Genomic DNA, 23,618 nt, shown 5'->3' with positions numbered 1-23,618 from the left:
ACTCCCGACACGATATGTGTTTTTATCTAGCGAATTTTTTTGGATTTAAATTTTTGTCTTTTTGGTATAAATATTATGGATGATAGTCTTACATGAACTTAAATTATTTGGATTTTGAGCAACCTATTGCGGAGCTGGAAGCAAAGATTGAAGAGCTTCGTTTGGTGGGCAACGATAGTGATATCAATATTACCGGGGAAATCGTCAAGCTTGAAGAAAAAAGTCAAAAGCTTACTAAGAAAATATATTCAGGCCTCACTTCTTGGCAAACTGTCCAGATTGCAAGGCACCCTCTTAGGCCACATGCTACAGATTATATAAATCGGGTTTTCACCGATTTTGATGAACTGCATGGTGATAGACATTTTGGAGATGACAAAGCCATCATAGGCGGTATAGGGAGATTGGCCGATAAGCCAGTTGTTATTATCGGCGAAGAGAAAGGCAGAGGTGTTAATGAAAAAGTATATAGAAATTTCGGGATGCCAAAGCCTGAAGGGTACCGCAAAGCCTTGCGTTTAATGGAGATGGCTGAACGCTTTAAGATGCCTGTTGTCACACTAATTGATACACCTGGAGCATATCCAGGAATCGATTCTGAGGAACGCGGAATTAGTGAGGCTATAGCCAGAAATCTTGCAGTTATGTCTCGCTTAAAGACACCTATAGTATGCACTGTTATCGGTGAAGGTAGCTCTGGCGGCGCATTAGCTATCGGCATTGGTGACCATCTTAGCATGCTCCAATATTCTACTTACTTTGTTATTTCACCGGAAGGTTGTGCAAATATTATCTGGAAAACCTCAACTAAAGCTGCTGAAGCAGCTGAAGCGATGGGTGTTACATCTACAGTTTTACAGGAGCTAGGAATAATAGATGAAACTATTTCTGAGCCCAATGGCGGGGCGCATCGTAATATTGAGACTATGGCAGCTAGCCTTAAAGAGTGCTTAATTAGACAGGTCGATGAGCTTACCGAAGTCCCTATTGATGAGCTGCTTGAGAAGCGTTATAAACGTTTGATGAGTTATGGTAATTGATAAAGTATGCTTAATTGCAAAAGAAAAATATTGTTGGGCATTTTTTGAAGCGTCTCTGTTTTATTTGTCAGCCCTGCTGGGCGTTATACGCTCTATTGTGATTGAAAAATCTATAATTTTTTAGCGCACTATTTATTGTCATTTCTTTTGATTGCCAGTAACGTTGTACTTTAGTTTAAAATTGCAGAACCTTAATGTCGCTTCAAGTCTCTTGTCTTTCTAGATATTTTCCCACGTTTAACAATGCTGAGCACCTTTATGTTGCCTATAGTGGTGGACTGGATTCTCATGTATTGCTTCATATAATGGCTTCTTTGGTTGGACCAAAATCTTTTACCGCGATCCATATTAATCATCAATTATCCATAAATGCAGATAACTGGCAGCAACATTGCAAAGACTGCTGTTCCAAATTGGGGGTACCTCTAATTGTCGAGACCATTAAGGTTGAAAATAAGGGCTTTGGATTAGAGCAGGCCGCGAGAGAGATTCGTTATGATATTTTTAGAAAATTACTAGATAAAACTGATTTATTGCTGCTTGCTCACCATGCGGATGATCAGGCTGAGACAGTTCTTTATAGGCTACTTCGTGGCGCTGGCACAAAGGGCTTGTCCGGAATGCCTATATCTAGGCCATTGGGTCTTGGCGGGCTATTCAGGCCATTGCTAGCATTTTCTCGAGCTGATCTTGAGTCCTACGCTTCCATTCATGGCTTGGAATGGATAGAAGATGAAAGCAATAAAGATGTGAGCTTTGATAGAAATTTTTTGCGACATAAAGTGTTACCGATAATATCTGAACGCTGGCCTGACTGCTTGTCTAAACTGAATCATACTGCAAATCTTTGTGCAGATTCGGGCCATTTGACAGAAGTTCTGGCTGCACAAGACCTTACTGGTATGTCTGAAAAGTCTGAACGCATTGGCTGGAGTATTTCTATTGATGATCTTGCATGTCTAGAGGAGTCAAGACAGGCAAATGTGCTCCGCTATTGGGCCTCCGCGCATAGATTACCATCACCCAGGCATAGTGTTCTTAGGGTGGTTTCAAATGAAATGCTATTGGCGCGTCCTGATGCTAGGCCTTTAATAGTCTGGGCCGGCGTACAGTTACGACGGTTTAAAAAAAGATTATACCTCTTACCAGCAGATTCTAGTGACTCAAATCACTATGTAGCGGACACAGGAGAGTCGGCAATAACTATGCAGCCAAGTATAAAATGGGATGGAATTAATCAAATTATGCTGCCTAACAAGGGAAGCATATCAACAAAGTTATTAAGTACTGGGGGATTGAGAATATCCAAGCAGTGCGATATAGAGATTCGCTTCCGTGCTGGCAGCGAGCGTTGTAAGCCATTCGGACGCAGTGGCTCGAATACACTAAAAAAATTATTTCAAGAGTATGCTCTTGAGCCTTGGCTTCGTAGCAAGGTGCCGCTTATTTATATTGACGGGAAGTTAGCAGCAGTTGGCGACTTGTGGATTTGCGATGGATTTTTTGCCTCAGCAAATGAGCTCGGTGTTGAGCTACAGTGGCGATTTTTTTAGCAGTCTACACTGTAGTAATAGATTGAGACAATCAGCCATCTCTGGTAGGCTAATTTATCATCATAACAACTAAAATAGTTGCCCTTCTGTTCTTGAAATAATTTTTTATTTTGATGATATAGGGATATATTTTATTCAAAAATGTAGCTTAATCGAGCTATTTACGTTGAGCCTAGTGTACTGACAGGGATCCAAATGACGCGTTATATATTTGTTACAGGTGGTGTTGTATCTTCTTTAGGGAAGGGTATTGCGGCAGCCTCGCTGGGTTCCATTCTTGAGGCCCGAGGCCTCAATGTTACGATTCTTAAACTAGACCCATACCTGAATGTCGACCCCGGAACCATGAGTCCCTCACAACACGGAGAGGTTTTTGTAACTGAAGATGGCGCTGAAACTGACCTTGACCTTGGGCATTATGAGCGTTTTTTATCTTCGAAAATGTGCAAACGAAATAATTTTACTAGCGGAAAAGTGTACGAAACAATTCTTCGTCATGAGCGCCGAGGGGACTACCTTGGGGCTACGGTGCAAGTAATCCCTCATGTTACAGATGAAATAAAGAGACGTATTTTAGCTGGTGGTAAAGATTATGATGTAGCTATTGTTGAAATTGGCGGCACAGTCGGGGATATTGAATCACAGCCTTTTCTTGAGGCTATACGACAATTAAAGCTAGATCTTGGGTTCAGTCATTCTATCCTTATCCATCTGACACTTATTCCTTATATTGCTACAGCAGGGGAAACTAAAACTAAACCAACACAACATTCTGTTAAGGAGCTCAGATCTATTGGCTTGCAGCCAGATGTCTTGTTATGTAGAAGTGTGGTTGAGCTTGATGAAGGTCAGCGCAAAAAAATAGCCTTATTTACTAATGTAGAAGCACGAGCAGTTGTGACATTATTGGATGCTAGGAGTATTTATTCTATTCCTCGTGACCTTCAGACTCGAGGACTCGATACCGCTGTTTTAGAGCAACTTGGCTTGAGTTGCAAAGAACCAGATCTTTCTGATTGGGACTGGATTGCAGAAAATCACCTAAATCCAAAGCATGAGTTGACTGTCGCTATGGTTGGCAAGTATACGGAGCTTTTAGATGCCTATAAGTCACTCAACGAGGCATTGACTCACGGAGGTATTCGTAACCAGACCAAAGTAAATATTCGTTATGTTGATTCAGAGAGCCTTGAAAGCGAATCATCACTTCTTGATGGTTGTAGTGGAATTCTTGTGCCTGGTGGATTTGGTGTGCGCGGTGTAGAGGGAAAGATTAAGGCAGCCAATCACGCTCGAGTTAACAGAATACCTTATTTGGGAATATGCTTAGGCATGCAGGTTGCGATGATCGAATTTGCACGCAATGTTTGTAATTTAGGTGGTGCAAATAGCACGGAGTTTGACCCTAAAACACCGCATTCTATTATTGGATTGATAACCGAGTGGATTGACAGTAGTGGTGTGATAGAAACACGCAACGAAGATTCAGACTTGGGTGGAACAATGAGATTGGGTGGGCAGGCTAGCTACTTAATTCATGGCACTATGGCTCATAAAATATATGGTGCTGATACAGTTTTTGAGCGTCATCGTCATCGTTATGAGGTGAACAACAATTATGTAGCTGGGCTGCAAGAGGGCGGAATGAAGGTTGGTGCTTGGTCGGAGAATAAAACATTAGTTGAGATGGTTGAAATACCTGAACACCCTTGGTTTGTTGCCTGTCAATTTCATCCAGAGTTTACATCTACTCCTCGCGAAGGCCATCCGCTTTTCACAAGTTTCATAAAGGCAGCGCTTAAGCATTCTAAAAGAGTCTAATTTATGTCTATATCAAAAATATCTGTACCATCGATAACCATCAATATTGATGGTATATCGGTAGACAATAATGAGCCTTTCGTGTTGTTTGGAGGCGTTAATGTACTGGAGTCTCGAGATCTTGCAATGCAAGCAGCAGAGCATTTTTGTGAGGTGACCCAAAAACTTGCTATACCTTACATATTCAAAGCATCGTTTGATAAAGCGAATCGTTCGTCTTTTTATTCTTATCGAGGGGTTGGGATAGATGAAGGACTAAAGATATTTCAGGAAATTAAAGAGACATTTCAGATTCCAGTTATCACAGATGTACATGAGCCCCATCAAGCAAAAATGGTAGCAGATGTCTGCGACGTATTGCAGTTACCTGCTTTTTTAGCCCGTCAGACCGACTTGGTAAAAGCTATGGCAGAAACTGATGCTGTTATAAATATAAAAAAACCTCAGTTTCTTAGCCCATCACAGATTGCTAACATTGTAGATAAATTTAAAGAGTGTGGTAATAACAAGCTTATTCTTTGTGAGCGCGGTACTTGTATGGGGTACGATAATCTTGTTGTGGATATGCTGGGCATTCGAACTATGAAAGACACAAGCGGTGGCTTCCCCGTTATTTTTGATGTGACTCACGCACTTCAGTGTCGAGATCCCCAGGGGCTTACTTCTGGTGGGCGCCGTCAGCAGGCCGCAGAACTAGGAAGGGCAGGCATCGCTGTTGGTCTAGCCGGTTTATTCTTAGAAGCTCATCCGGACCCAGATAATGCAAAATGTGACGGACCTAGCGCTTTGCCGTTACTCAAGCTAGAGCCTTACCTGGCTCAAATGAAAGAGATAGATGATCTGGTCAAATCTCAACCTGCATTTGAAATATAATTAATTTAAAATTTTTAAATAGATACTATATGAGAGAGTATTTATTTTTTTGGAGAATTTATATATGAGCAAGATTGCTGATATCAGAGCCTATGAAATACTAGATTCTAGAGGTAACCCAACGATAGGAACGGATGTGATTTTGATGGACGGCAGTATTGGTTCAGCCTGTTCACCATCTGGTGCCTCTACAGGCTCAAAGGAAGCTCTTGAATTGCGAGATGGAGACCAAAGTCGTTATTTGGGAAAAGGAGTTCTTAAGGCTGTCGATAATGTAAATAAAATCATTAAACCGTTTTTGCTGGGTGTCGATGCTATTGATCAGAGGTCGCTAGATATGTTGATGATCAAAGCGGATGGAACAGAAAATAAGTCTAGATTTGGCGCAAATGCTATTTTGGCTGTGTCGCTTGCTGCATCAAAAGCGGCAGCTATATCGCGCAAACTGCCTCTTTATGCGCACATTGCAGACATTAACGGAACTCTTGGCCAATACAGTATGCCTGTGCCGATGATGAATATTATTAACGGAGGGGAGCATGCAGATAACAATGTTGATATCCAGGAATTTATGATTCAACCTGTTTCCGCCAAAAATTTCTCTCAAGCACTACAAATGGGAGCTGAAATTTTCCATTCACTAAAAGCAATACTTAACAGTAAAGGCCTTAGCACCTCAGTGGGTGATGAGGGGGGATTTGCACCCAATTTGTCTTCAAACTCTGAAGCCCTTGTTCTTATAGAGGAAGCGGTAATTGCTGCGGGCTACCATTTAGGTAAGGATATAACACTAGCCTTGGATTGTGCTTCCTCAGAGTTCTATAATGATGGTAAATATGAATTACTTGGCGAAGAAAAAATATACAGCTCTGAAGAATTCACTGATTTTTTGGCAGATCTTTGTGATCGATATCCGATTATTTCAATTGAGGATGGACAGGATGAATCTGATTGGAGCGGCTGGAAATATCAAACTGAAAAGTTGGGCCACAAAGTTCAATTAGTGGGAGACGATCTTTTTGTTACTAATACGAAAATTTTAAGTAAAGGTATTGAGCTCGGTGTCGCAAATTCAATTTTAATCAAATTTAACCAGATAGGCTCTTTAACAGAAACGCTGGATGCCATAAAAATGGCAAAAGATTCAAGCTATACTGTCGTCATTTCTCATCGATCGGGTGAAACGGAGGATACCACTATTGCGGATCTTGCTGTTGCAACTGGTGCTGGGCAGATAAAGACCGGTTCACTATGTCGATCCGATCGTGTTGCAAAATATAATCGTCTGTTGCGTATAGAGTCAGAACTTAAGGGCACTGCACCTTACAGAGGTTTGGGAGAATTCAGGTAGCCTCTCTAGTTATATTAGGCTCTGGCATAATAATTTAAGAGGCTGCCCTTTGTGGTTCGCTGACGTGGTTAATTTTGTGCGGTAGAATGGCTTGTTATGCGCTGGTTGTTAATTGTACTTATTTGTTTCATGCTCCTCTTGCAATATAGCTTGTGGGTAGGTGAGGGCAGTCTCGCTCACAAGCATTCACTTCAGCGTGAAGTTATCGTACAGCAGAAAAAAAATGAAACTCTGCGAGAAGAAAATTTAATACTAGCGGGCGAGGTAAAGAACATTAAAGGTAGCATGGAAGGTATTGAAGGGGTCGCTAGAAAAAATCTTGGCATGATTAAGAATGGCGAAACTTTTTATATGGTTATTGAAAAAAAAGACTAACCGAAAACTCCAATATATGACAAGCAAAATATGAAAAGCTGGGTAATAGTCCCTGCTGCTGGAGCTGGGAAAAGGTTCTCCCTAGAAGCTCGCAAACAGTATGCAAAATTTCTTGATATGACTGTGCTTGAATACACCCTAAAAAGATTGCTAGCAATAGATCACATCAAGATAGTTGTCGCTGTGAGCCCTGAAGATAAAGCATGGCGACAATTGGCTATATTTAAAAATACTTCTATTGAAGTGATTTTTGGCGGCAAAGAAAGGGCAGATTCAGTTCTTTTGGCCCTAGAGCATATCAAAGATGAAGCCAAAATGAATGACTGGGTATTGGTTCATGACGGTGTAAGGCCGTGCGTTAAAGTTGCTGATATTATAAATTTAATGGATCAGTTGAGCTCTCATGCGATAGGTGGGATTCTTGCTGTACCTGTTGTTGCAACGATTAAGAGAGCCACTAGTAAGGCTGAAATAAAGGCAACAGAAGATCGGTCAAGGCTTTGGGAGGCTCAAACACCCCAAATGTTCCGCTTTTCGCTACTCCTGGAGGGCTTAAGGCAGGCATCCAGGGCTAACTGGCAGCCCACTGATGAATCTGCTGCAATTGAAAATCTGGGGCATATGCCTCGAATTATTGAGGGCAGCCACGATAATATTAAGATTACTCGAAGGGAAGATATAGTGATTGCTGAAGCTATAGCATTATGTCAGCAGGAGTGGTCATGAGAATAGGACAGGGCTATGACGTTCATGCATTTGAAGAAGGTGACCATATTGTTATTGGTGGAGTTAGAATTCCTTTTAAGTGTGGCTTAATGGCTCACTCAGATGGAGATGTCTTGATACATTCTTTATGTGATGCCATTCTTGGCGCCGCCGCACTTGGTGATATTGGACGACATTTCCCCGATACAGACCCTCGTTATTTTGGCATTAATAGCCGTGAATTATTGAGAGCCACAATTACACTCGTTTGCAACAAGGGGTATCGTGTTTCAAACGCTGACATAACTGTTGTTGCTGAAACCCCTAAGATGGGGCCACACATTAATGAAATGGTTAGCAATCTTGCGTCTGACTTAAGATGCGATGCTGATCGTATTAATGTTAAAGCTACAACAACTGAAAGCTTGGGATTTGAGGGTCGAGGAGAAGGGATAGCTTGTCATGCTATCGTCTTGCTTGTTTGAAGATATAAGATAAAAAAATATATCGCCCCTGTGCTCATACTTTTTTTGAAGCATTGCTTGATTGCAATCTGCTTGGTAGTTTTTGCTAGCTGGAGGTTATTCTAAATGACGAAGGTGGGCGCTATAAACAAAAAATTCTCTATATCTTTTCCATCAGCCTACAGTCATTTGGGAGCAGCTGCTTTTTTTCGCAGCGAGCTGGAAGATTTTCGTGTTGAAGAGAAGTTGGGGTTTTCTCTCTCTGGGCAAGGAGAGCACCTTTATCTTCAAATAGAAAAAAGAGGAGATAATACTCGCTGGATCGCACAATTGCTTGCAAAACATTTTTGTGTTGACGAGTCAGCTGTTGGGTATTGTGGTCTGAAGGATCGTAGGGCTGTTGCCATACAGTGGTTTAGCGTGCACTTGCCTGATAATGAAAAGCTAATCGCTCCTGGAGTAGTAAGAATCGAAGATACAAGATTTCAACTAATAAAATCTTCTTGGCATGACAGAAAGCTTCGAAGAGGGCAGCACAAAGAAAACTACTTTACAGTAAGGTTGCGAGAAGTCAGTGGAGATAAAGATCTTTTGGATTTTCGCCTAAAACAGATCGCTTCTCAGGGGGTACCAAATTACTTTGGAGAGCAACGATTTGGTTTTAACGGTAAAAACTTGATGGAAGCTGACTCTTTATTAAGAAGAGAGTACGGAGCCGAAAGAAAAAGAGGGCAAAAAAAACGTAATTCACCCCGAGGAGGTATATATTTATCTGCTGCTCGATCTTACTTGTTTAATTTAGTTTTGGCAGAGAGGGTTAGAAGAAATTGCTGGCAATCAGCCAGTAAAGCCCTGTGCTCTGTTGGCAAACTTCCAGACTTTAGTGATACCGGTCCAATGTGGGGTCGCGGCAGGTGCATGGAATCTGAGGAAGTGTGTAGATTTGAGAATAAAGTGCTTTTAGAGTGGACGGAATGGATGAATGCTCTTGAATTTAGTGGTTTGCAGCAGGAGCGACGCCAATTGGTCTTAAACCCTAGAGAGCTTAGCTGGAAATGGTTTTCTCATGACAAAATTTCGGAAGATATGTTTGATTTAGAGGTATCATTTTCACTGCCTCCAGGTAGCTATGCGACCTCATTATTACATGAATTTCTCGATGTTAAAAAATCATATCTGGAAGAAATTCCAGTGCTAGCAACGAGTGATTCAATCTAATATAGTTTAGGCGTTAAAAAAATGAGGGCTGCGAGTTGAATACTGTTGATTTTAGTGGGGTTGGAATGACCTCGCAAAGAACTAGAGAGCGGCTCATTCAGCGACTCACAGACCAAGGCATTAAAGACAAGAGGGTGCTGGACGTTATTAGAGTAACTCCTCGTCATTTATTTTTAGATGAAGCCTTGTCTCATAGGGCTTATGAGGATACCGCATTACCAATTGGGTTTAGTCAAACTCTGTCTAGACCTTATGTGGTTGCGCTTATGACAGAAATTTTACTATCACTAGGGCCCCGTAAAAAAGTTTTAGAAATTGGGACTGGATCTGGCTATCAAGCCACTGTTTTAGCGCAGCTTGTGGAAAAAATATACAGCGTTGAGCGCATAAAATCTTTACAGGACAGGGCTCGCGAAAGATTAAGAAAACTTGGGGTGCGCAATGTCAGGTTGACTCATGGCGACGGCTCCCTTGGGTTGATGGAGTTTGCTCCTTATGATGCTATTCTTAGTGCTGCGGCACCCGGTGAGGTTCCCGAGGAGTTACTTCTTCAGTTGGCCCCTGATGGTATTTTGATTATTCCTGTAGGATCGAGCCATGAGCAAGAACTGCGAGTTATCATAAGGGACGGTGATAGCTTAAATTATACAGAAAGAGTGGCAGAGAAGGTCCGTTTTGTGCCGCTCATTGGTGGGCTTTCTAGTTAGTTTCTTTGGTTACCATAATCTTGGCTAAGAAGATGAAAAAAATTAAACATTGGTTGCTAATTTTTCTGAAGGGAGCGGTCATGGGGGCTGCTGATATTGTTCCCGGAATTTCTGGGGGAACTGTTGCTCTTATAACAGGAATCTATACGGAGCTTCTTGAGTCTATCAGCTCTATTAATCTTCATTCATTGAAGGTGTTAAAAGCCCAAGGTTTTTTTAAGTTCTGGGAAAAAGTGAATGGTAATTTCTTGTTGAGTCTATTTTGTGGGATTTTATTTAGCGTAGTTTCTTTTTCTCATGTGATAAATTATTTATTGGCGACAGAATCTATATTGATATGGTCTTTTTTCTTTGGGCTCATCCTTGCATCAGCTGGATATATTATTCGACACCTTCCATATTTTTGTTATAAAGAATCTATAGGTTTGTTGGTAGGAGTGGTAGTGGTAGTTGCTATCTCTGTTGTGCCAAAAATGTATGTACCGGACGATCTTTTTATATTATTTTGGGGTGGAGCTATAGCTGTCTGCGCAATGATTCTTCCTGGTATCTCCGGTAGCTTTATCTTATTGCTCCTTGGGATTTACCCTATTGTTATTAGCGCCATTAGCCAACTGCAATGGAGCGTTTTATTGATATTTATCTCAGGTTGTATATTTGGTCTTTTGGTTTTTTCGCGAATGCTATCAGCCCTCCTGAGGGCTTATTATTCGGTCACCATGGCGACTCTTGTAGGATTTGTATTGGGGTCATTGATTGTGGTCTGGCCATGGAGGGATGCTGTAGGGGTGACTCTTACTTATGCAGGTATTGAATTTATTTGGCCCCATAGATTACTTATACCGGTGGATTTTCTCGCTGCAACCGGCCAAGATCCTCAATCATTTTCAGCATTTAGCTGCATGATGCTTGGCTTAGTTGCTGTGATGGCGCTAGACTTTTTTGGTAGACAACCCAAAATACCAGGGGGTTAAGGTTGCAGCTCTGGATTTCTGCAAATAACTTTTCAATAGGTCTCAAATGCTTGTTTTGGTGTGCCAGTCTTTTTTTGGCTGGTTGCCATAGCTCCTCTGCTCCCGTTGCTTATCGCCCGCAACCCCTTGCTGAAAAAATAAATTATCATATTGTTTCGAGCGGAGAGACTTTGTTTTCTATCGCTTGGAGGTATGAAACTGATGCCAAAAAATTAGCTTCAATAAATGGTATTCGCAGCGTTGATAAGATATACATAGGCCAGAAAATATCACTTGATGGCGGACGAGATCCTGCCAGCAAGAGCTCCTCCTGGGTTGAACCACGAAAGACCACGCATCCCACTGTCTCCAATACCCAAAAACTTAAAAATGATAAACCGTTACCTCTTCTCTCTTTGAGCTGGAGGTGGGACTGGCCGACTAAAGGAAAGATATCAAAAAAATTTAATAGCTCTAAATTATTCAAAGGTATAGATATAGAGAGCTACCCTGGAGCTTCAGTTGCTGCTGCTGCTCCAGGTCTCGTGATTTATGCTGGAAGCGGCCTGCGTGGTTACGGAAAGCTCATTATTATAAAGCATAGTGGTACTTTTCTGAGTGCGTATGCTCATAACAAGAAAATTTTTGCAAAAGAAGGACAGCTTGTTAAAGCGGGTCAGAAAATTTCAGAAGTAGGGGGAGACTTGGTCCAACCAAAGCGTTTATATTTTGAGATTAGAAAAAATGGAAAGCCTGTCGATCCATTAAGATACTTACCTAAAATTTAACTTTTTACAGGTGACCCAAATGCCTCTGAACTACCTGAAGGGTCGATTTGAAAACTTTGGGTGTTGCGCAAACAATATTGCCACTTTTTAGATAGGTGTTGCCGCCATGAAAATCACCTACCATGCCCCCAGCCTCTTTGATTAACAGTACTCCCGCAGCAATATCCCATGGCTTCAAATTCATTTCCCAAAAAGCATCAAACCTGCCTGCCGCCACGTAGGCCAAATCAAGTGAGGCGGCACCCAGTCGTCTGATCCCCGAAGATTCTTTTGCTAAATCATTAAGGCAAGCTAGGTATGCATCCATATACTCTATTGATGGGCTGCTAAAAGGGATACCTGTTGCGATTAAGCTTCCAGATAAGAATGGCTGGCTGGAGATCCGAATTCTGTTCCCATTCAAAAAAGCACCTCTCCCGCGACTTGCAGTGAACTCCTCCTGTCGCATTGGATCTACAATGACAGCATGCTCTATCTTGTCTTTATGTTTGCAAGCAATAGATACCCCAAAGTGTGGAACACCATGAATAAAATTTGTAGTGCCATCCAGCGGATCAATTATCCACTGGTAGTCGCTATCTTCACCTTCTAAAAGTCCAGCCTCTTCGCTCACTATGGTATGAGCGGGAAAGGCTTTACGTAAATGATAGATAATTTCTTTTTCTGCTGCATAGTCAATATCTGTGACAAAATCATTGCGACTTTTTTCGTCAATGCGTACTAGATCTATGCGTTTTGTCGCCCGTAGGATTAAATCTCCTGCTTTGCGTGCAGCACGAAGTGCAATATTTACCATTGGTTCCATTTTAGGATATTCCAGCAAGGATAAAAGACAGGATTGTAACAGAGGCTTGTGCTTCATGTTAGGTTTCACTTTGAGAAAAGGTTGTGATTTCATTGTGCCTTCCTGATAGAATCCTTTTAGTTTTTCCAGTCCCTATATGGGCTTCTTAGTTACATTTTTTTTGCAACATATTGGTTTTTTCTATTTTTTGAAATGTGTAGTTATTAACTGTCTACCCTGTTTGATATAAGAAAATTTTTTTAGATGTTGCGCTCTTGAAGGTCACCACATGAAAAACTTTGATAGGGTACGAATCGTTCTTGTCAACACAAGTCATCCAGGAAATATAGGTGCAGCTGCGCGAGCCTTAAAAAATATGGGGCTATATCGTTTATATCTTGTAGAGCCAAAAGACTACCCAGCAGACCAGGCTGTTTGGAGGGCCGCCAATGCCCTTGATGTTTTAAATAACGCTGTTGTTGTGGATGATCTGGATACCGCTCTTTCTGGTTGTGGTTTGGTGGTAGGCACGAGTGCTCGCGAGCGACGTATACCTTGGCCCCTAATGAATCCTCGTGAGTGTGGTGTTCGGGTTTGGAAGGAAGCTGCCGAACACGATGTAGCGATTGTTTTTGGTCGTGAGGACAGAGGCCTAACTAACGAGGAGCTCCATAAGTGCACATATCACGTCCATATCCCATCAAATCCAGAATATAGCTCATTAAATATCGCATCTGCTGTGCAAGTCCTTTGTTATGAAATTCGTATGGCTTCCTTGATGGATGATGCTGGCTGCGTGCCTTCTTTTGATGAATGGGATCAGCCTCCAGCAAAAACAAATGATCTAGAGTTATATTTTGAACACCTAGAGCAAGCTTTAGTAGATATAGGTTTTCACGACAGAGCTAACCCTCGTCAGACCATGACTAGGTTGCGCCGCTTGTATAGCAGGATACGCCTAGATGAAATGGAGCTGTCTATATTGCGAGGTGTCTTGACGGCTATTAGAAATGCAGCGCATAAGATAAAAAATCAATAATCTTTTTAATTACATGCCAAGTACCCTACTAAAACAATAGGTTATTTACTTGACTAAAAAGGTTGGTTATATCATAATTTGCATGATATTTTTACTTTAGTATCAATAAATAAAAATGCGAGGTAATTAAATGCGGCTGACAACACGAGGCCGGTATGCGGTTGCAGCAATGTTGGATCTTGCAATGCATCGAGATAATGGGTCGGTTAGCTTGGCGGATATCTCTAGCCGCCAAGGAATTTCACTTTCTTACCTCGAACAATTATTTGCTAAACTACGGCAGCAAAAGCTGGTTATAAGCACACGAGGCCCTGGTGGTGGTTATAGGCTATCTCGCGATACTCAAGATATAAACGTTGCAGAGATCATTGATGCAGTCAATGAGTCCATTGATGCGACAAGTTGTAGCGGTAAAGGTAATTGTAATAAAGGCGATTTATGCTTAACCCACGATTTGTGGAACGACCTGAGCATCCAGATACACCGTTTTTTGCATAATGTTAGTCTTGATAGTCTTGTTCATAAGCATGATGTCCAGCTTGTTACCTTGCAGCAAAATAGCTAGCTTAATCCTAGTATAATTTTTTATGGTTACCAGGAAATAAATAATGAAATTACCTATCTACTTAGATTATTCATCAACAACTCCAGTAGATCCTAGTGTGGCTAGGATGATGTCAGACTGCTTGACGGGAGATGGAAATTTTGGAAACCCTTCCTCTCGATCGCACTCGTTTGGCTGGAAGGCTGAAGCTGCAGTTGAGAATGCTAGGGCGCAGGTAGCAAAATTACTCAATGCCGATCCAAGAGAAATTGTTTGGACCTCTGGTGCTACCGAGGGAAACAATCTTGGAATAAAAGGCTGCGCTCATTTTAATCAAAAGAAAGGCAAGCATGTTATTACCTCAAAAATTGAACATAAGGCTGTTCTTGATGCTTGCAGACAGCTTGAGCGTGAAGGGTTTGAGGTGACTTATTTAATTCCTGATGCAGAGGGAATTATTCAGCCCCAAATGGTTAAGGATGCTATTAGAGAAGATACAACGCTGGTTTCCTTGATGCATGTGAATAATGAAATTGGAACAATAAATGATATTGCAGCTATCGGCGAAATTTGTCGTGAGCGAAAAGTAGTCTTTCATGTAGACGCAGCTCAGAGTACTGGAAAAGTACCCATTGACGTAGAAGCAATGAAAGTTGACATAATGTCATTGTCGGCACATAAAACTTATGGCCCTAAAGGTATAGGGGCGCTATATGTTCGGCGTAAACCGAGAGTGAGGATTGAGGCACAGATACATGGCGGTGGCCATGAAAGAGGTATGCGTTCCGGTACGCTGGCTACTCATCAAATTGTAGGTATGGGAGAAGCTTTTCGTATTGCCGGAGAAAAAATGATTGAAGAGCAGCAGAAATTTTTAGTGCTAAGAAACCGTTTGTGGGATGGAATATCTGATATGGAGTCTGTCCGAGTGAATGGTTCTATGTCGCAGCGTGTTGCAGGGAACCTTAACGTTAGTTTTTCTTACGTTGAAGGCGAATCCCTGATAATGGCACTTAAGGATCTGGCTGTTTCTTCAGGTTCAGCATGCACTTCAGCGAGCCTTGAGCCTTCTTATGTACTCCGCGCTTTGGGTTTAGATGACGAGCAAGCCCATAGCTCTATTCGCTTTTCTTTTGGGCGTTTTACTACCGAAAAAGAGGTAGATTACGCCATACAAAAAGTTCGTGAAGCAGTGACAAAACTGAGAGAGCTGTCCCCCTTATGGGATATGTATAAAGATGGTGTTGACCTAAGCCTTGTTGAGTGGGCTGCACACTAGGAAATACTGGTTTTAAAATTAGGGAGTTTATTATGGCTTATAGCGATAAAGTGCTTGATCACTACGATAATCCTAGAAATGTCGGAAAATTGGATGATAAATCTATGAATGTTGGAACAGGAATGGTAGGTGCTCCAGCTTGTGGTGATGTAATGCGATTACAGATACAAATAAATGATGATGGAATTATCGAGGATGCCAAATTTAAAACCTACGGGTGTGGTTCCGCTATAGCCTCCAGTTCTTTGTTAACAGAATGGGTTAAGGGAAAAACCTTAGATGAAGCCTCGATCATCAAAAATACTCAGATTGCCGAAGAGCTTGCTTTGCCTCCAGTTAAAATTCACTGCTCAGTTTTAGCGGAAGACGCGATTAAGGCAGCCGTCAAAGACGTACGCCAAAAACGTAATTCTGCAGATCAACAATAAGTGGTTAGAGGAGATATAGAGTAATGGCAATCACAATGACACCGGCTGCTGAACAGCACGTAGTTAAACATTTGGCGCACAGAGGTCATGGTGTTGGTATACGTCTTGGGGTGAAAACAACAGGCTGCTCAGGCTTATCTTACGTTCTTGAGTTTGTAGATAAGTCAGACCAAAGTGACTTAGTTGTTGCCAGTGGCGAGGCAAAACTTTTTATTGATCCTAAAAGTTTTGCTTTTCTTGACGGAACTCAGCTAGATTTTGTGAAAGAGGGGCTCAACGAAGGATTTGAGTTTAAAAATCCGAATGTTAAAGATGAGTGTGGTTGTGGTGAAAGCTTCCATGTGTAGTTAGCTATTATAGGATTATCCAGACTGAAAGCTATGAATTTTTCTTGTGACTATTTTGAACTATTTGGATGCCCTATAAACTATAAGATTGATTTAGTGCTATTAGATAAACGTTACCATGAGCTGCAATCTAAATTTCATCCCGATCGCTATATGAGGGAATCATTACACGAGCAGCGTTTAGCTGTGCAGTACGTGTCATTTGTTAACCAAGCATATGCTGAGCTTAAGTCTCCATTATTCCGTGCAAAATATTTATTATCCCTGCAAAGCATAAATTTTTCTGATGAAACCCATATTGTTCATGATCCCCTGTTCTTGATGGAGCAGATAGAGTTAAGAGAAAAATTGGCAGACATACGTGAGACAGATCAGGTATCTGTTGCGTTGGAGAAGCTCAAGGAAGATGCTTCCTTGAGATATACAGAAATACAAGAAATGTTTGAGGGGCAATACAACAAAAACGATTTTCAAGTCGCTTTTGACTCCCTAGCAAAGATGCAGTTTGTAAGTAAGTTCTTGGATGAGATAGAGCGGCTCGAAGAAGAGCTTGACGATTTTTAATTAAATAACTTAAGCGGTAATATTTTGGTTCTCTTGCAGATTTCGGAGCCTGGGCAATCCCCAAGCCCCCATCAACGTCGACGAGCTGCTGGTATAGACCTTGGCACAACCAATTCTCTGGTAGCTTCCGTGAGGAGTGGGACTCCAGAGGTTCTGCTGGATGCTGATAATCAATATTTGCTTCCTTCTGTTGTACGTTACAACGCCCTAAAGGAATCGACAGTGGGATATGCAGCGTACTTGCAGTTATCCACCGATCCATTAAACACGTTAAGCTCCGTTAAACGTTTTATGGGGCGCGGCATTCAGGATATAAAAAAACTTGGAAGCCAGATGCCTTATGAGCTTACAACTCAAGTAGACGGAGGCATGCCAAATTTTAAGACTGTTGCTGGCGATGTTAGTCCAGTAGAGGCTTCAGCCGAAATATTGAAGGTACTTGTGTCTCGATCAGAAGAAGCTTTAGGTGGCACTTTGGATGGGGTGGTTTTGACAGTTCCAGCCTACTTTGATGAAGCCCAAAGACAGGCCACAAAAGACGCAGCTACCTTAACTGGCGTAAAAGTATTAAGACTACTCAATGAGCCCACTGCTGCTGCTGTTGCTTATGGCTTGGATCAGGGAGCAGAAGGTATTATCGCAATTTACGATTTTGGTGGAGGCACTTTTGATGTCTCCATTTTGCGGTTATCGTCAGGAGTTTTTCAGGTTCTGGCTACTGGCGGTGATTCATCCCTAGGTGGCGACGATATAGATCGAGTGGTTGCTCAATGGTTTTCTGAGAAAGCTGGCTTCAGTGACGATCTTAGTCCGTCCTTGCAGAGAGAGTTATTAATGTCTGCTCGTATAGCCAAAGAAGAATTATCAGAGAGCATATTCACTGAAGTCAATGTAGCGGGATGGACAGGTGTATTAAGTAGGGAAAAATTTAATTTATTGATAAATCCGCTAGTCGATAAAACTTTAGGCTGCTGCAAGAGAGTTTTGCGTGACGCTAAACTTAAAGCATCAGATATCACTAATGTTGTGATGGTTGGCGGCTCAACAAGAACCCATTTGGTTCGTCAAAAAGTTGCCGATGCCTTCCATCGAGAGCCATTAGTAAACATTGATCCTGATAAAGTAGTAGCCTTAGGGGCTGCAATACAGGCTGATCTGCTTGTAGGAAATAAGCCTGATGAAGATATGCTACTTCTTGATGTGATACCCCTGTCTCTTGGCCTCGAAACCATGGGAGGGTTGATGGAAAAAATTATTCATCGAAATACCACAATCCCTATTATAAAATCTCAAGAGTTTACAACATTTAAGGATGGCCAAACCGCGATGTCTGTTCATGTGTTGCAGGGTGAGCGTGAGCTAATTTCTGATTGTCGATCTCTAGCCCGTTTTGAGCTGAGAGGCATACCTCCTTTGGTGGCTGGAGCGGCTAAAATCCAAGTTAGCTTTCAAGTAGATGCCGATGGATTGCTTAACGTTTCGGCAAAAGAGCTAGCTAGTGGTGTGGAGTCCCGTATTGAGGTAAAACCATCTTATGGATTAAATGATAAAGATATTGCCAGAATGCTCCAAGAGTCTTATGGGAGCGCAAAAGAAGATATGCTTGCAAGAGCGCTTCGGGAGCAACAAGTTGATGCCAGAAGAATGCGTGAGGATTTGTTAGCTGCCTTGAAGAAAGACGGTCGTGAGTTACTCAGTGATACGGAGTACAGTTGCTTAGAGTTAACTGTTCGTGATCTAGATAAAATTTGTGATAGTCAGAGCTATCGAGAAATTTCTCATCAGATAGAGGCAGCATCGAAAGCTAGCGAAGAATTTGCTGCAAGAAGGATGAATGTTAGCATCAAAAAAGCTTTAGCGGGCCATAGTCTTGATGATATGGAGAGGGGGATCTGAAATGCCTAAAATAATATTTCTTCCCGATTCTAACTTATGCCCTGAAGGTGCTGTAATAGAGGCTCAGCCTGGTGATAATATCTGTGAGGTTGCCCTCCAAAACAATATTGATATTGAGCATGCCTGCGAGTTGTCTTGCGCATGCACTACCTGTCATGTCTATATTAGAGAGGGTTTTGATGTTCTTATGGAGGCCGATGAATTAGAAGAAGATTTCTTAGATAAAGCATGGGGTGTAGAGCCTGATTCAAGATTGAGCTGCCAAGCCATCATTGCAGATAAAGACATAGTTGTTGAAATACCAAGATACACCATTAATATGGTTTCTGAAAAGCATTAAAAAAGGGGTATGATATGTCAATAACATGGACTGATGTCCAGGATATTGCAATCGAACTATCTGAAGTTCATGAGGATATTGATCCGCGTTATATTAATTTTGTAGATCTTCGGAACTGGGTTATAGCATTACCTGACTTTAATGATGATCCAGAGCGCTGCGGTGAGAAAATTCTTGAAGCAATCCAGTCTGCCTGGATTGAAGAGCTGGAATAAAAATTTCTGATACCCTGCTATATTATAATGATAGCGCCAAGTGCTACTTCCCTTTACAAGTGCTACTTCCCTTTACAAGTGCTACTTCCCTTTACAAGTGCTACTTCCCTTTAGTTGTCAGATATTGCTATCCTCCTTTTTAATGGTCATTATGCTCATCCTGTCAGGGAGTTAACTCCTTGTGGCCTAAGGTATTCAAGGGTAAAATTGCTCGTCCTGTCATCAAGCAGTCAGGTGTATTGAAGGACACTGATTATTCTAATTAAAAATACATTTCCGGAGAGAAATTAATGGCTATTGAGCACACACTTTCTATTATTAAGCCTGATGCAGTTACAAAGAACGTCATTGGTGAAATATACAGTCGTTTTGAAAAAGCTGGCTTAAAAATTATTGCATCTAAGATGCAAAATCTATCTAAAGATAAAGCAGGCGGGTTCTATGCTGAGCACAAAGAGCGCCCATTTTACTCTGATTTAGTTGACTTCATGACTTCCGGCCCTGTTGTTATTCAAGTGCTAGAAGGTGATGATGCAATTATTATTAATCGTGATTTGATGGGAGCAACTAACCCAAAAGAAGCCGAATCAGGGACTATACGTGCTGATTTTGCTGATTCAATTGATGCAAATGCCGTACATGGGTCTGACTCTACGGCCTCTGCTCAGCGTGAAATAGCTTACTTTTTTAGTGATGATGAAATTTTTTCTCGCTAACTATTATTGTTACGACAACCGCTTAGAGCTTAGATATACATGACTTTATTGTCTGCCGACAAAGAACTTGATGTGAAACCCCAGAAGACTAATCTTCTGGGGCTTTCTCCTGAAAAGCTAGTAGTATTTTTTGAAAGTATCGGCGAGAAACCATTTCGAGCGACGCAAGTCATGAAATGGATTCATCAGATAGGTGTAGATGACTTCGATCAGATGACCAATCTTGCAAAAAATCTCCGTGAAAAAATGAAAGCTATTGCAGAAATTAGAGCACCTGAAGTTGTTAGTCATCATGAATCTGCAGATGGTACATGCAAATGGATTATACGTGTCAGCGGTGGCGACTGCATTGAGGCTGTCTTTATTCCTGAAAAAGACAGGGGAACATTATGCATCTCCTCCCAGGTCGGCTGCTCTTTAGATTGCAGTTTTTGCGCTACAGGGAAGCAGGGGTTTAGTAGGGATCTTACTGCCGCTGAAGTAATTGGACAGTTGTGGATTGCGGCAAAATTTTTTAATTCGTTAGGACCAAAAGCAAACAGAGTTGTTAGCAATGTGGTTATGATGGGCATGGGGGAACCGCTTTTAAACTTTGATAATGTAGTTGATGCCATGGGGTTAATGCTGAATGATAATGCATATGGCTTATCCAAGAGACGCGTAACGTTAAGCACCTCTGGAGTAGTGCCTATGATTGATAAGTTATCCGAGGTAAGTGACGTCTCTTTGGCTATTTCACTGCATGCTCCCAATGATGAACTACGTAATCAGTTAGTTCCTATAAACAAGAAGTACCCTATCGCTAGCTTGCTGGCCTCCGCGCAACGTTATCTTGACAAGATGCCAGACGTTCGTCGTAAAATCACCATAGAATATACGCTAATGGATCGAATTAATGATAGAGATGAGCATGCTCGAGATTTGGCCAAGCTACTGAGCAGCCTCCCCTGTAAGATTAACCTGATACCATTTAATCCTTTTGATCAATCAGGTTATAAAAGGGTGACAAATACCGCTTTATACAGATTTAGAGACATACTTCAGGAGGCGGGACATACAGTCACGGTTAGAACCACACGGGGAGATGATATCTCTGCAGCTTGTGGCCAGCTAGCAGGGGCTGTAAATGACAGGACTAGACGAAGTGAGCGTTACATGCAACAACATGAAAAGCAGCCTGTTAAATTTGTGGCTAGCTGAAAAATGACAAGGTAATTTTAGCATGCATATGAAATCACCCATTAAACGAAGAGTGTCGCGTCAAATAATGGTAGGTACGGTGCCAGTTGGTGGTGATGCGCCGATTTCAATACAAAGCATGACTAATACGGAAACTACGGATGTTAGCGCTACAGTTCAGCAAATACAAAGCATTGTGAATGCTGGAGCTGACATTGTACGTGTTTCTGTGCCCTCAATGGAAGCTGCTGAGGCTTTTGGGAAAATACGCAAGCAGGTCGAAGTCCCTCTGATAGCTGACATTCACTTTGATTATCGTATCGCTCTTCGTGTTGCAGACCTAGGTGTTGATTGTTTGCGAATTAACCCAGGAAATATAGGTAGAGAAAAACGTGTGCAGGCTGTAGTAGACAAAGCTCGTGATTTGAATATACCGCTTCGCATTGGAGTAAATGCGGGGTCTCTGGAAAAAGACTTACAGAAGAAATATGGAGAACCAACATCCGACGCTTTGGTCGAGTCAGCAATGCGTCATGTAGAAATCCTAGATAGTATGAACTTCGATAATTTCAAGCTGAGTCTTAAAGCATCAGATATTTTTATGGCTGTCGATGCTTACCGAAAAATAGCAAAAATTATTGATAATCCGCTACATATCGGTATTACCGAGGCAGGCGGCTTGCGGGGCGGCACTGTAAAATCATCTATTGGGCTGGGTTTGCTGCTCATGGATGGCATAGGAGATACGATTAGAGTGTCACTAGCTGCTGATCCCGTAGAAGAAGTTAAAGTGGGCTGGGATATGCTCAAAAGCCTAAAATTGCGCAGTAAAGGCATAAATTTTATTGCTTGTCCTAGCTGCTCTAGGCAAAATTTTGATGTAATTCACACGATGAACGTACTTGAAAGTCGGCTTGAGGATATAACGGTCCCCTTGGATGTTGCAATCATTGGGTGCGTTGTAAATGGGCCTGGAGAAGCAAAAGAGGTTGATATCGGACTAACTGGAGGCACCCCAAATAATTTAATATATATAGATGGTAAACCTAGCCAAAAACTATCTCAAAATAATTTAGCCGAGGAGCTTGAGGCGTTAATTCGAGCTAAGGCAGCGGAAAAATCCCATCAACTAGAAAGTCTGATAGTGAAGTCTTCATGAAGAAAATTCAATCAATCCGAGGCATGAACGATTTGTTGCCAGGCGATTCTGCCTGTTGGCAATATTTAGAAAGTTCAATATTCAAGTTATTGTCACAATATGGTTATAGGGAGATACGGTTTCCTCTCCTAGAGTCAACGGATCTTTTCAAGAGAACCATAGGTGAAGTTACCGATATTGTTGAGAAAGAAATGTACTCTTTTGATGACCGCAACGGCGATAGCCTCTCATTGCGTCCAGAAGGTACAGCTGGTTGTGTTAGGGCTTGCGAAGAGCATGGCCTTATCTTCAATCAAGTGCAGCGCTTATGGTATCAAGGACCAATGTTTCGCCATGAGAGACCACAAAAAGGGCGCTTACGACAATTCCAACAGATAGGGGTGGAAGTTTTTGGCCTTGACGGTCCTGATATAGATGCAGAGCTTATTTTAATGATCTCGCAGTTATGGCAAATACTAGGCCTAGCAGATTCAGTTACGCTTCAATTGAACTCGCTGGGAACTGCCCAGTCAAGGGATGCTTATCGTGAAGCGCTAGTCTCTTATTTGGAGGAAAAGAAAGATCAGCTAGATGAAGATAGTCAACGTCGGTTGCATACAAATCCAATGCGTATACTTGATAGTAAGAATCCAGAAATACAATTATTGTTGAATAAAGCGCCAGATTTACATGACTTTTTGGATGATGCATCCCTACAACATTTTGAAAAACTTTGCTTAATTCTTGATACACTCGGCGTGTCATATGTAATCAACAAGAGATTAGTTAGGGGGTTGGATTACTACGGCAAGACAGTTTTCGAATGGGTTACTAGCCTATTAGGCTCACAGGGCACAATTTGTGCAGGGGGCCGGTATGATGGGCTGGTTGAGCAGCTAGGGGGCAAGAGCACCCCAGCAATAGGTCTGGCTATGGGGGTGGAGCGGTTGGCTTTGCTTCTTGACGCAGCAGCAACGTTGCCTGATAGTATCGCGCGACAGGTAGATGCGTATCTTATCCCTGTTGGCGACGTAGGAATAAAAGTACTTGAGTTAGGGCAGATGATCAGAAGATCCTGCCCAGCCTTAAGGTTGCAGAATCATTGTGGTGGCGGCAGTCTTAAAAATCAAATGAAAAAAGCTGACAAAAGTGGAGCCATAGTGGCTTTAATTGTTGGTGAAGATGAGGTGGCTGAAGGCAATTTAACTGTTAAATTTCTTCGTGAGGACAGGCCTCAGATGTCAGTTTCTGTGGACGAATTGATTGAGCTGTTGAATATTAAAATTAACTAATGGGGAATA

26 protein-coding genes are annotated in these 23,618 nt (G+C 41.8%); 25 read left to right on the top strand and 1 reads right to left on the bottom strand.

All coding sequences use genetic code 11. The features are described from left to right. Positions 1-92: 92 nt before the first annotated feature. The 12 genes from ABXT41_RS04680 to ABXT41_RS04625 all read left to right on the top strand — a co-directional run bounded on the left by ABXT41_RS04680 (position 93) and on the right by ABXT41_RS04625 (position 11,848). On the top strand, positions 93-1,040 hold the full coding sequence (locus ABXT41_RS04680) for an acetyl-CoA carboxylase carboxyltransferase subunit alpha (protein WP_415390367.1): 948 nt from the start codon (positions 93-95) through the stop codon (positions 1,038-1,040). A gap of 194 nt (positions 1,041-1,234) precedes the next feature. Next, positions 1,235-2,593 carry a tRNA lysidine(34) synthetase TilS gene (gene tilS / locus ABXT41_RS04675; RefSeq protein ID WP_415390366.1) on the top strand — a complete coding sequence of 453 codons (1,359 nt, stop codon included), beginning with the start codon at positions 1,235-1,237 and terminating at the stop codon, positions 2,591-2,593. A 195-nt stretch (positions 2,594-2,788) separates the two neighbouring features. Beyond that, complete coding sequence (locus ABXT41_RS04670) at positions 2,789-4,414, top strand: CTP synthase (protein WP_415390365.1); 1,626 nt, start codon at positions 2,789-2,791, stop codon at positions 4,412-4,414. A gap of 3 nt (positions 4,415-4,417) precedes the next feature. Then, a complete protein-coding gene (gene kdsA / locus ABXT41_RS04665) occupies positions 4,418-5,287 on the top strand; it encodes a 3-deoxy-8-phosphooctulonate synthase (RefSeq protein WP_415390364.1) in 870 nt (289 codons plus the stop codon). Positions 5,288-5,351: 64 nt separating this feature from the next. Further along, positions 5,352-6,638 carry a phosphopyruvate hydratase gene (eno, locus tag ABXT41_RS04660; protein ID WP_415390363.1) on the top strand — a complete coding sequence of 429 codons (1,287 nt, stop codon included), beginning with the start codon at positions 5,352-5,354 and terminating at the stop codon, positions 6,636-6,638. Between the two features lie 96 nt (positions 6,639-6,734). Then, on the top strand, positions 6,735-7,013 hold the full coding sequence (locus ABXT41_RS04655) for a septum formation initiator family protein (protein WP_415390362.1): 279 nt from the start codon (positions 6,735-6,737) through the stop codon (positions 7,011-7,013). Positions 7,014-7,043: 30 nt separating this feature from the next. Beyond that, positions 7,044-7,739: a 2-C-methyl-D-erythritol 4-phosphate cytidylyltransferase gene (gene ispD, locus ABXT41_RS04650; protein ID WP_415390361.1), complete on the top strand. Its 696-nt coding sequence runs from the start codon at positions 7,044-7,046 to the stop codon at positions 7,737-7,739. Continuing rightward, positions 7,736-8,203: a 2-C-methyl-D-erythritol 2,4-cyclodiphosphate synthase gene (gene ispF, locus ABXT41_RS04645; RefSeq protein WP_415390360.1), complete on the top strand. Its 468-nt coding sequence runs from the start codon at positions 7,736-7,738 to the stop codon at positions 8,201-8,203. The genes ispD and ispF overlap by 4 nt, the downstream gene beginning before the upstream one ends. 105 nt (positions 8,204-8,308) lie before the next feature. Then, positions 8,309-9,400 carry a tRNA pseudouridine(13) synthase TruD gene (gene truD, locus ABXT41_RS04640; RefSeq protein ID WP_415390359.1) on the top strand — a complete coding sequence of 364 codons (1,092 nt, stop codon included), beginning with the start codon at positions 8,309-8,311 and terminating at the stop codon, positions 9,398-9,400. A gap of 35 nt (positions 9,401-9,435) precedes the next feature. Next, on the top strand, positions 9,436-10,107 hold the full coding sequence (locus ABXT41_RS04635; RefSeq protein ID WP_415390358.1) for a protein-L-isoaspartate(D-aspartate) O-methyltransferase: 672 nt from the start codon (positions 9,436-9,438) through the stop codon (positions 10,105-10,107). Between the two features lie 32 nt (positions 10,108-10,139). After that, the gene (locus ABXT41_RS04630; RefSeq protein ID WP_415390357.1) at positions 10,140-11,081 is read left to right on the top strand and encodes a DUF368 domain-containing protein; all 942 of its coding nucleotides are present in this window, start codon (positions 10,140-10,142) and stop codon (positions 11,079-11,081) included. Between the two features lie 50 nt (positions 11,082-11,131). After that, the gene (locus ABXT41_RS04625) at positions 11,132-11,848 is read left to right on the top strand and encodes a peptidoglycan DD-metalloendopeptidase family protein (protein WP_415390356.1); all 717 of its coding nucleotides are present in this window, start codon (positions 11,132-11,134) and stop codon (positions 11,846-11,848) included. Positions 11,849-11,852: 4 nt separating this feature from the next. Here the strand turns inward: ABXT41_RS04625 and ABXT41_RS04620 are convergent, their stop codons facing one another. Further along, positions 11,853-12,653: an inositol monophosphatase family protein gene (locus ABXT41_RS04620; protein WP_415391454.1), complete on the bottom strand. Its 801-nt coding sequence runs from the start codon at positions 12,651-12,653 to the stop codon at positions 11,853-11,855. A 268-nt stretch (positions 12,654-12,921) separates the two neighbouring features. Here ABXT41_RS04620 and trmJ point away from each other — a divergent pair, with 268 nt between their 5' ends. The 13 genes from trmJ (at position 12,922) to hisS (ending at position 23,609) form a co-directional block, all read left to right on the top strand. Continuing rightward, positions 12,922-13,671, top strand: a complete 750-nt coding sequence (gene trmJ, locus ABXT41_RS04615) for a tRNA (cytosine(32)/uridine(32)-2'-O)-methyltransferase TrmJ (RefSeq protein WP_415390355.1) — start codon at positions 12,922-12,924, stop codon at positions 13,669-13,671. Between the two features lie 130 nt (positions 13,672-13,801). Further along, a complete protein-coding gene (locus ABXT41_RS04610; protein WP_415390354.1) occupies positions 13,802-14,236 on the top strand; it encodes an Rrf2 family transcriptional regulator in 435 nt (144 codons plus the stop codon). A gap of 43 nt (positions 14,237-14,279) precedes the next feature. Then, a complete protein-coding gene (locus ABXT41_RS04605) occupies positions 14,280-15,494 on the top strand; it encodes an IscS subfamily cysteine desulfurase (protein ID WP_415390353.1) in 1,215 nt (404 codons plus the stop codon). A gap of 32 nt (positions 15,495-15,526) precedes the next feature. Then, entirely contained in the window at positions 15,527-15,922 is a 396-nt protein-coding gene (gene iscU / locus ABXT41_RS04600; RefSeq protein WP_415390352.1) for a Fe-S cluster assembly scaffold IscU, read from the top strand. A gap of 23 nt (positions 15,923-15,945) precedes the next feature. After that, positions 15,946-16,269: an iron-sulfur cluster assembly protein IscA gene (iscA, locus tag ABXT41_RS04595; protein WP_415390351.1), complete on the top strand. Its 324-nt coding sequence runs from the start codon at positions 15,946-15,948 to the stop codon at positions 16,267-16,269. A 33-nt stretch (positions 16,270-16,302) separates the two neighbouring features. Beyond that, positions 16,303-16,833, top strand: a complete 531-nt coding sequence (gene hscB, locus ABXT41_RS04590; RefSeq protein WP_415390350.1) for a Fe-S protein assembly co-chaperone HscB — start codon at positions 16,303-16,305, stop codon at positions 16,831-16,833. Between the two features lie 24 nt (positions 16,834-16,857). Further along, the gene (hscA, locus tag ABXT41_RS04585; protein WP_415390349.1) at positions 16,858-18,729 is read left to right on the top strand and encodes a Fe-S protein assembly chaperone HscA; all 1,872 of its coding nucleotides are present in this window, start codon (positions 16,858-16,860) and stop codon (positions 18,727-18,729) included. Position 18,730: 1 nt separating this feature from the next. Beyond that, on the top strand, positions 18,731-19,069 hold the full coding sequence (fdx, locus tag ABXT41_RS04580; RefSeq protein ID WP_415390348.1) for an ISC system 2Fe-2S type ferredoxin: 339 nt from the start codon (positions 18,731-18,733) through the stop codon (positions 19,067-19,069). Positions 19,070-19,083: 14 nt separating this feature from the next. Beyond that, complete coding sequence (iscX, locus tag ABXT41_RS04575) at positions 19,084-19,284, top strand: Fe-S cluster assembly protein IscX (protein ID WP_415390347.1); 201 nt, start codon at positions 19,084-19,086, stop codon at positions 19,282-19,284. Positions 19,285-19,574: 290 nt separating this feature from the next. Beyond that, positions 19,575-20,000 carry a nucleoside-diphosphate kinase gene (gene ndk / locus ABXT41_RS04570; RefSeq protein WP_415390346.1) on the top strand — a complete coding sequence of 142 codons (426 nt, stop codon included), beginning with the start codon at positions 19,575-19,577 and terminating at the stop codon, positions 19,998-20,000. Between the two features lie 39 nt (positions 20,001-20,039). After that, the gene (gene rlmN / locus ABXT41_RS04565; protein WP_415390345.1) at positions 20,040-21,200 is read left to right on the top strand and encodes a 23S rRNA (adenine(2503)-C(2))-methyltransferase RlmN; all 1,161 of its coding nucleotides are present in this window, start codon (positions 20,040-20,042) and stop codon (positions 21,198-21,200) included. Between the two features lie 22 nt (positions 21,201-21,222). Further along, on the top strand, positions 21,223-22,338 hold the full coding sequence (ispG, locus tag ABXT41_RS04560) for a flavodoxin-dependent (E)-4-hydroxy-3-methylbut-2-enyl-diphosphate synthase (RefSeq protein ID WP_415390344.1): 1,116 nt from the start codon (positions 21,223-21,225) through the stop codon (positions 22,336-22,338). After that, a complete protein-coding gene (hisS, locus tag ABXT41_RS04555; RefSeq protein ID WP_415390343.1) occupies positions 22,335-23,609 on the top strand; it encodes a histidine--tRNA ligase in 1,275 nt (424 codons plus the stop codon). The genes ispG and hisS overlap by 4 nt, the downstream gene beginning before the upstream one ends. Positions 23,610-23,618 lie beyond the last annotated feature (9 nt).

This window comes from Porticoccus sp. Uisw_050_02, assembly GCF_047729555.1.
Lineage (GTDB): Bacteria > Pseudomonadota > Gammaproteobacteria > Pseudomonadales > Porticoccaceae > Porticoccus.
The sequence above is the reverse complement of the archived record's forward strand: the minus strand, read 5'-3'. Positions and strand labels throughout refer to the sequence as shown.

What these genes read in the sequence shown, in the direction of transcription:
- ABXT41_RS04680 (WP_415390367.1), top strand. Translation starts at nt 93, where the DNA reads ATGAACTTAAATTATTTGGATTTTGAGCAACCTATTGCGGAGCTGGAA.
- tilS (WP_415390366.1), top strand. Translation starts at nt 1,235, where the DNA reads ATGTCGCTTCAAGTCTCTTGTCTTTCTAGATATTTTCCCACGTTTAAC.
- ABXT41_RS04670 (WP_415390365.1), top strand. Translation starts at nt 2,789, where the DNA reads ATGACGCGTTATATATTTGTTACAGGTGGTGTTGTATCTTCTTTAGGG.
- kdsA (WP_415390364.1), top strand. Translation starts at nt 4,418, where the DNA reads ATGTCTATATCAAAAATATCTGTACCATCGATAACCATCAATATTGAT.
- eno (WP_415390363.1), top strand. Translation starts at nt 5,352, where the DNA reads ATGAGCAAGATTGCTGATATCAGAGCCTATGAAATACTAGATTCTAGA.
- ABXT41_RS04655 (WP_415390362.1), top strand. Translation starts at nt 6,735, where the DNA reads ATGCGCTGGTTGTTAATTGTACTTATTTGTTTCATGCTCCTCTTGCAA.
- ispD (WP_415390361.1), top strand. Translation starts at nt 7,044, where the DNA reads ATGAAAAGCTGGGTAATAGTCCCTGCTGCTGGAGCTGGGAAAAGGTTC.
- ispF (WP_415390360.1), top strand. Translation starts at nt 7,736, where the DNA reads ATGAGAATAGGACAGGGCTATGACGTTCATGCATTTGAAGAAGGTGAC.
- truD (WP_415390359.1), top strand. Translation starts at nt 8,309, where the DNA reads ATGACGAAGGTGGGCGCTATAAACAAAAAATTCTCTATATCTTTTCCA.
- ABXT41_RS04630 (WP_415390357.1), top strand. Translation starts at nt 10,140, where the DNA reads ATGAAAAAAATTAAACATTGGTTGCTAATTTTTCTGAAGGGAGCGGTC.
- ABXT41_RS04620 (WP_415391454.1), bottom strand. Translation starts at nt 12,653, where the DNA reads ATGGAACCAATGGTAAATATTGCACTTCGTGCTGCACGCAAAGCAGGA.
- trmJ (WP_415390355.1), top strand. Translation starts at nt 12,922, where the DNA reads ATGAAAAACTTTGATAGGGTACGAATCGTTCTTGTCAACACAAGTCAT.
- ABXT41_RS04610 (WP_415390354.1), top strand. Translation starts at nt 13,802, where the DNA reads ATGCGGCTGACAACACGAGGCCGGTATGCGGTTGCAGCAATGTTGGAT.
- ABXT41_RS04605 (WP_415390353.1), top strand. Translation starts at nt 14,280, where the DNA reads ATGAAATTACCTATCTACTTAGATTATTCATCAACAACTCCAGTAGAT.
- iscU (WP_415390352.1), top strand. Translation starts at nt 15,527, where the DNA reads ATGGCTTATAGCGATAAAGTGCTTGATCACTACGATAATCCTAGAAAT.
- iscA (WP_415390351.1), top strand. Translation starts at nt 15,946, where the DNA reads ATGGCAATCACAATGACACCGGCTGCTGAACAGCACGTAGTTAAACAT.
- hscB (WP_415390350.1), top strand. Translation starts at nt 16,303, where the DNA reads ATGAATTTTTCTTGTGACTATTTTGAACTATTTGGATGCCCTATAAAC.
- fdx (WP_415390348.1), top strand. Translation starts at nt 18,731, where the DNA reads ATGCCTAAAATAATATTTCTTCCCGATTCTAACTTATGCCCTGAAGGT.
- iscX (WP_415390347.1), top strand. Translation starts at nt 19,084, where the DNA reads ATGTCAATAACATGGACTGATGTCCAGGATATTGCAATCGAACTATCT.
- ndk (WP_415390346.1), top strand. Translation starts at nt 19,575, where the DNA reads ATGGCTATTGAGCACACACTTTCTATTATTAAGCCTGATGCAGTTACA.
- rlmN (WP_415390345.1), top strand. Translation starts at nt 20,040, where the DNA reads ATGACTTTATTGTCTGCCGACAAAGAACTTGATGTGAAACCCCAGAAG.
- ispG (WP_415390344.1), top strand. Translation starts at nt 21,223, where the DNA reads ATGCATATGAAATCACCCATTAAACGAAGAGTGTCGCGTCAAATAATG.
- hisS (WP_415390343.1), top strand. Translation starts at nt 22,335, where the DNA reads ATGAAGAAAATTCAATCAATCCGAGGCATGAACGATTTGTTGCCAGGC.